7 protein-coding genes are annotated in these 5,489 nt (G+C 45.4%); 1 reads left to right on the top strand and 6 read right to left on the bottom strand.

Annotated elements, in window-relative coordinates; translation table 11 throughout:
- Both VN105_RS00675 and VN105_RS00670 read right to left on the bottom strand, forming a co-directional pair.
- Positions 1-747 (bottom strand): zf-HC2 domain-containing protein (locus VN105_RS00675; RefSeq protein WP_325636928.1); only part of this gene is annotated, 747 nt, incomplete at its 3' end.
- On the bottom strand, positions 737-1,312 hold the full coding sequence (locus tag VN105_RS00670) for a hypothetical protein (RefSeq protein WP_325636927.1): 576 nt from the start codon (positions 1,310-1,312) through the stop codon (positions 737-739). The genes VN105_RS00670 and VN105_RS00675, both read right to left, overlap by 11 nt.
- A gap of 92 nt (positions 1,313-1,404) precedes the next feature.
- On the opposite strand from VN105_RS00670, the gene VN105_RS00665 reads away from it, so the two are divergent.
- Complete coding sequence (locus tag VN105_RS00665) at positions 1,405-2,178, top strand: SH3 domain-containing C40 family peptidase (protein ID WP_325636925.1); 774 nt, start codon at positions 1,405-1,407, stop codon at positions 2,176-2,178.
- A 231-nt stretch (positions 2,179-2,409) separates the two neighbouring features.
- Here the strand turns inward: VN105_RS00665 and VN105_RS00660 are convergent, their stop codons facing one another.
- From VN105_RS00660 to VN105_RS29715, 4 genes are all read right to left on the bottom strand, one after another.
- Complete coding sequence (locus tag VN105_RS00660) at positions 2,410-2,949, bottom strand: inorganic diphosphatase (RefSeq protein ID WP_325636923.1); 540 nt, start codon at positions 2,947-2,949, stop codon at positions 2,410-2,412.
- A gap of 232 nt (positions 2,950-3,181) precedes the next feature.
- Positions 3,182-3,664 carry a DUF4878 domain-containing protein gene (locus VN105_RS00655; RefSeq protein WP_325636921.1) on the bottom strand — a complete coding sequence of 161 codons (483 nt, stop codon included), beginning with the start codon at positions 3,662-3,664 and terminating at the stop codon, positions 3,182-3,184.
- Positions 3,665-3,928: 264 nt separating this feature from the next.
- A complete protein-coding gene (locus VN105_RS00650; protein WP_325636919.1) occupies positions 3,929-4,885 on the bottom strand; it encodes a PhoH family protein in 957 nt (318 codons plus the stop codon).
- A 189-nt stretch (positions 4,886-5,074) separates the two neighbouring features.
- Positions 5,075-5,245: an AIR carboxylase family protein gene (locus VN105_RS29715; RefSeq protein ID WP_414647215.1), complete on the bottom strand. Its 171-nt coding sequence runs from the start codon at positions 5,243-5,245 to the stop codon at positions 5,075-5,077.
- Between the last annotated feature and the right edge of the window lie 244 nt (positions 5,246-5,489).

Here is a 5,489-nt window from a genome sequence, read left to right as displayed (position 1 = left end):
TGGTTTTGGTTCCGGCTTTTTCTCTTCTTCTTTTGCTTTGGCGGTGGCTTTATCGGCAGCGTCTTTTTTAAGTGAGTCGGCTTGCTTTTGCAGCAGCGCTTGTTTTTTAAGACTATCTGCGGCAACTTTCTTTTGCTGTGCCTTTAAGGCAGCGGCTCTTTTTAGGGCGGCAGAGTCCACGTGAACTGCAGCTGCCACTGGTTTTGCGGTGGTTCCGGTAGCCGGGGCTGCCGGCGCGGGTGTTGGTACAGGATCATTTTGCGCGGCTGTAACCAGTGGAACACCGGTGGCTACTTCTTCCTGTACAGAATCTTTTTGGGGCGCCGCTGCCGCCATAATGCGTACGGGGGGCTGGTTCCGCATATGCCCGCGCAATACATACACGCTGCCTATGCCCAAACCAATAAAAGCAAGGACCCAGAAATAGGTGAGCATATGTTCCTTGTTCTTTTCCTTGCGGGTGTACTGTGCTACCTTTTGTACATGTGAAACAGGTTGTACGCTGTTTTGCACGTAGCGTTGGAGCTTATTGGTAAAGTCCTGGTATCGCTCTGTATTTTCCTCTTTCTCCAGTGCGCTTAATGCGTCATAGCACAGGTCGCAGTCGGTAAGATGCTGTTCCACCAGGTGTCTTTCCACATCGGTCAGCCTGCCGTCCATATAACGGGGCAGCTGGTCCCTGCTGAGGCACCGGATGGCAGAAAAGATCTTCAGTACTTTCTCATTATTCGGTTTGTTACTTAACATATCCCTGGTTCATAAATAGCTTGGCAAGTTTTCCTTTGGCGGCTTTGAGTTGCGATCTTAACTTTTCCCGGGGGAGCCCGGTGGCAGCTGTAAGGTCGGCAAAGGATTTATTTTCGAGATAGAATTGCGTGATCAGTGCATTATCGTCGGCACTTAACCGCTGTAGCGCCTGTTCCAGTCGTACAATGAGGTCCTGGCGGTCAATGATGTTAGTGGCGGCTTTATCTACCGTATTCTCGATATGCAGAAGGTCTCTGCCGTCGCGGGATGGATAGAAGGGGGTATTTTTTTCAGGTTTCCCCATGTAGCCTTTTTGTATATGCAGCAGCCATTCACTGACTTTATAAATAGTTTGCGTTTTAAGGCTGGCGCTTAATCTTTGCAGCAGGGTGGGGAAAACAACGTTGGGGTCAAGATTAGGTTGGCTATTCAGATGGGGAATTGTAACAGCAACCAGTAAATGACTGTACCTGTCCATCAATACGCCTTCTGCCTCGCGGTCAAGTTGCTTCCTGGCGCGTGATATTAACTCCTTGTCTGATAAATTGGTTAACTGTTGTTGCATAAACTTATTACTTTATATTTACGTACAAAAGCAGAAAAAGTTCATTCAGCGCATAAGATTATTGAATAATAAAACGGATTTATACAATTAATATGCCATACGCTATTGTCATTGTGCCAGTTGCGCCTTTAAGGAGTACTGCTTCACATAAAAGCGAGATGATTTCCCAGTTGCTCTGGGGAGCTGCAGTGGAAATCGTTGAAACGGCTGCCGACGGTTGGGTGAAGATAACGAATCAATACGACGGATATACCGGCTGGGCTACAGCCGCCCACCTGGAGCAGGTGGAGGAGGAGTTGTACCTGGCGCCCGCCACCTTTTATTTTCCGGGCTGGGTGAACCGGGTTATCATGAACGACAGGCTCATGCTGGTGCCGTTTGGTTGCCTGGTGAAGGGCAACAGCAATACTTCCACGCAATGGGGAAATATTACGGTAAAATTTGAAGATAAGCCGCTTCCGCTTACCAACCCCGCGGCTGTGGATATTAACGCGTTAAAAGACGCCGCAATGAAGTTTTTGAACACGGGGTATCTCTGGGGAGGCATCAGCGTGTTTGGAGTGGATTGTTCCGGCTTTACCCAGCATGTATTTAAGCTATCTGGTATCCCGCTTTTGAGAGATGCGTGGCAGCAGGCTACACAGGGGCGTATTGTTGACTTCCTGCAGGAAGGGCGCCTGGGAGACCTGGCATTCTTTGATAACGGGGAAGGCAGGATAACGCATGTAGGTATTTTGCTGAACGATCATGAAATCATTCACTCCTCCGGCAAAGTACGTATAGACCCGATAGACAACGAAGGGATCATTAATGCAGATTCAGGGCTGCGTACGCACCACCTGCGCATTATAAAGCGGTATTTCTGAGGATCGCCTTCGGCGATACGCGGATTTTGTCTGACTCAGGATTAAACTGATTACGCTGATTACTCTGATTTGATTTTGTAATGATTAAATGATTTTGGGAGATTTAGGCGGAATTATTCGCTTAAATCTCCCAAAATCATTTTAAATCCAAAGTAATCAAATCAGGGTAATCAGCGTAATCAGTTTAATCCTGAGTCAGACAAAATCCGCGCATCGCCGAAGGCGATACACTCAACTTTGTTTGAAGATCTTGCGATAGTCGTCAAAACTCTTGAGGATGATCTGTTTTGCTTTCTCTTTGTTCTGGAACTCTTCCACCACAACGGTTTTCTTTTCCAGTTTTTTGTATTCTTCGAAGAAATGGCGCATTTCGTCGATGAAGTGAGGTGGCAATTCGGTAATATCGTTGATGTGGTTTACGCTCATATCGTTGGCAGCTACTGCGATGATCTTGTCATCTGCTTCGCCGCCGTCTATCATTTGCATTACACCGATTATTTTGGCGTCGATGATACACATGGGCACACATTCGATCTGGGAGATCACCAGGATATCCAGCGGATCATGGTCATCGCAGTAAGACTGAGGAATAAAGCCATAGTTGGCAGGATAGTATACAGAAGAATACAAGACCCGGTCCAGTTTCAGCAAACCGCTTTCTTTATCCAGTTCATATTTAGCTCGGCATCCCTTTGGAATTTCTATAATTGCATTTACAACATTTGGCACTTCAGAGCCGGGGCTTACACTGTGCCAGGGATTTGTCATCATAATAATCTACTTTACTTTAAGGTTTATTGTTCAATATTGGATTAATGTTGAAAAGTGAATAAAGTACTCACCTCACTTTTCATGAAGATATGGTCAGGTTTCCGGTAAGTAAAAACAGGAATAAGCCACACATCCGCATCATTAATGCGTGGCAAAATTAAGGGAACTAGCCGTTAATAGCTAAAAATTATCCTTTCCTTTTTGTGTAAAATACAAAAGAGTGGGTAATTATTTAGTTTCCTGGCACCGTAAGGCCGTTGACAGGGGCGCTGTCGGCTGGTGCAGCAGTGGAATCCAGGGCAGCATTACCACCGGTTTGGGGCGTGTAATTGGGGATGATGCTATCGAACGTCAGGGAAATTTTCCATTGACCGTTTTCTTTCACCATCTGCAGGACTTCTTTCTGATGGGCGGAGGAATTGAGTATAGTAACCGCTGCTTTATCGCCGTTTTCTTCGATATTGACTACCTCGATATGGGCGTTTTTAATTTTTTCTCTTTCAGCACCGCTGCGGCGGCCGTCGAAGATGGCATAGATCTGTAATACCTGTTGGGATTCTTTTGTGGCATAATCCCTGGCCTGGTCGTAGTTCGAATCCTGAATCGCATGCATAAACGCCAGCGCCACCTCTTCCGGGGAAGCCCTTTTCTTACAACTGCCTAACAGCAATGTTGTAATCAATGCCAGTGTCATGATTCGAAAAAAATTGGTCATGCGGTCGATAAATTATAATATATCACAACAAAAATAGGGGTAAACTTCAATACTGCAAAGTCGATCAGCTATAGCTCAGCACATTCACAGGCTTCAGACTGAATGTTTCCCTCGGATAAAAACAGGTGAACTTACGGCAATCGCCGTTAACAAAGAGTTAAATATTCAGATTATTGCTATTTTGATACCTGGTTACTTGCCTGGTGGCCGTTTTACGGCCAGGCAAATAACCAGGTATCAAAAATGACCGGATATCAAAATGCTTTATTTTTCTTTATTGGCTTCATAAGCCTTGATGATGGCTTTTACGAGGCGGTGTCTTACCACGTCTTCCTCATCAAGTTCCACATGCCCGATACCATCAATGTTACGAAGGATACGGGTAGCCCTTTCCAGACCGGATTGCTGATTCTTGGGTAAATCTATCTGTGTGAGGTCACCGGTGATGATGGCCTGTGCAGATGCGCCGATACGGGTTAGAAACATCTTGATCTGCAGGTCGGTGGCATTTTGCGCTTCGTCGAGGATAATAAAGGAATTATCCAGGGTACGTCCACGCATATACGCCAGTGGTGCAATTTCAATGACGCGGTTGGTCATGTAGTAACTGAGCTTTTCGGCAGGGATCATATCATCCAGCGCATCGTACAATGGCCGCAGGTATGGATCGATCTTTTCTTTGAGATCTCCCGGCAGGAAGCCCAGGCTTTCACCTGCTTCCACCGCAGGGCGGGTTAGAATGATCTTTTTAACTGCCTTGTTTTTGAGGGCACGAACCGCCAGGGCTACGGCGGTATAGGTTTTACCGGTACCGGCAGGACCTATTGCGAAAATGATGTCGTTCTTTTCCGCCAGCGCCACCATCTTTTTCTGATTGGACGTACGGGCCCTTACGGTTCTGCCGTTGGGGCCAAACACCAATACTTCATTAGGATTACGCTCGCTGAAATTGTCGACTTTGGTGCCTTCCTCATCTCCAAGAATCTGTTCAAAATAGTTCTCCGTCAGGTTCCCGTTCCGCTCCAGGTATTTAACGATCTGACCGATTTTTTCCTCCGCAGTAGCCACTTCTTCCGGTGCCCCACTCAATTTTAACTGGGTGCCCCTGGACAGGATCTTAAGCAATGGGAATTTCTTTTTCAGCAGATCAAGCTTTCCGTTGTTAACGCCGAAAAACTCAATGGGATTAATACTGTCTAAATTGATAATGGATTCAGTCAATGATTCTAAGGTTTAATTGTCCAGGAAATGATCGGTATTTTTCAATCCGAATATATTTAAATCTTGTATAACCTGGAAGACGCAATTGTTAAGCTATCACTAAATTCTATACCCGTTCTGTTTGAAGGCTTCTACTTTAGCGGCGATATCTTTATCAGCATCACCTGCTAAAACACCATCTAAAGAAACTCAAAGAACAGGCAGCGAAGTGTAAGCTGATACAACTCCCGGTAAGGCTGCTGCCATTCCCCCTGCGGCAATAACTAAGCCAAAACCCTTTTCCTGGGCGGTTATACACAACTCTCTTGCTTTATCAGGATGGCGATGAGCAGAAGCCACCATCATCATTTCATTCCCAATACAAAAATATTGCAGATGCTTTTATGATAATGCCTGTCACTCCCGGAACCAATGATAACCGAAATTTTCTATTTATGACATTTTAAAAATAATAATATCATAAGTTATCCCAAAGATATTGATCGTTTAACAATTTCAGAAAACTGAAAATCCACAACAGGTGGATAAATGACCTGGCCGCTTCCTGCTTTCCCCTGTTAATACTACGTTTATAGGGAATTGACCTTTACCCAACATTTTCTTA

Origin of the sequence: Chitinophaga sp. (assembly GCF_035564935.1) — a bacterium.
In the GTDB taxonomy this organism is placed as follows: domain Bacteria; phylum Bacteroidota; class Bacteroidia; order Chitinophagales; family Chitinophagaceae; genus Chitinophaga.
This window is presented reverse-complemented; position numbering and strand designations above follow the sequence as displayed.